Source organism: Polaromonas sp. P3_C2, from assembly GCF_056402675.1.
Genome location: NZ_JBFUGX010000949.1, coordinates 1 through 1,242, shown reverse-complemented (window position 1 = coordinate 1,242; position 1,242 = coordinate 1). Strand labels below are relative to the sequence as shown.

Sequence of the window (1,242 nt, the reverse complement as noted above, 5' to 3'; positions counted from 1 at the left end):
GCCGGTGCCCAGCTTGCCCACATACAGCGTGCCGGAAGACAGGTCTTTTTCGCGGTCGGCCACAAAGACAAAGAGGCCGCTGTTGGTGGCGTCGTCGCCCATCAGCACGGTGCGGTTGTCTGGCATGACCTGCACCAGCTCGTGCGAGATGCGGCCCATGTTGTAGTGCTTTTTGACCGTGCCGGTGCCGTCGGGATGCACGGTGACTTCAGGCAGGTGGCCGTAGTGATAGGGGTTCGCTTTGGTTTCGTCGCCGTAGACGTTCTTGCTGAACTTCCTGAACTGTGCACTTTCGGCGGCAAAAGGTGCGTCGGGCTCGTACTCTTCGCTGGAGAGGTGGGTGTTCCAGGGCGACAGGCTGGCGCCGCAGGTGATCCACAGGCCGTGCGCCCTGGACATGTCGACGTTGTGGTACTTCACCAGGCTGAGCTTGCCGGTGGCCTGGTCCTGGTCCAGCGTCAGCACGGCGATGGGTGAGGGCAGGTTGCCGTAAGCGTCAGCGCCAGCCTGGTCGCGTGTGGTGTATTCAAACTGCACCACGGCGAACACCGCCTTGCCCTTGATACCGGGGACATTGGCGTTGGCGAGACCCAGCAGCGAAGTGCCGTCGGGCGAGTCGGAGAATATCTGGCGTTCCTTGCCCGGCACCGAGCGGTCGATGATGGGCCGGTTGTTGATGTCCACATAGCCGCCGGCAAGGATGGTGCCGCCCTTGCCGTCCGGCACCATGTCGCCGGTGACGAAGAAGGGCTGGTAGGCGAGCTTGTAGCTCTGCGTGCTGTTGTCTTTGAGGCGGACCTGCAGGCTGGAGCCCACAGTGGTGGTGGCCATGGCGGCCGCATCAGCAAGCGTTGGGGCGGCCATGGACGTGAAGCTGGAAGCCATGTAATTGCCCGCTGCGGCAGGGCCGCTTCCGGTGGCGCAGCCCGACAGCAGGGTGCTGGAGGCCAGGGCCCCCAGCGGCAGCATGGGCGCGGTCGCCAGGAATTTCAGGGCCGTGCGGCGGGAGGGAAGGGAGGGGGTGGCCAGGTCGGACATTGTTATGGTTTCCAGTGTTTCAGGTGGAGTGGTCGTGAAGCCGCAGCCCTGGCCGCGCACTCCGGCGGGGCAAGTCGGGCTGCGCTGCGGGAATCTTAGGAAGCTTGTGTGACAGTTTCTTGAAAAGGGCTGCCACAGACGGCCCCAGGCAGGGGCGGCCCCCGCTGATTAACCTCGCGCCCGGTACTTGAATATCCCCGGGCG

1 protein-coding gene is annotated in these 1,242 nt (G+C 64.4%); it reads right to left on the bottom strand.

All coding sequences use genetic code 11. From position 1 onward, the window contains the following. A partial coding sequence (locus AC1DWI_RS23685; RefSeq protein ID WP_477725977.1) for an alkaline phosphatase PhoX occupies nt 1-1,038 on the bottom strand: 1,038 nt, incomplete at its 3' end. Nucleotides 1,039-1,242: the final 204 nt, after the last annotated feature.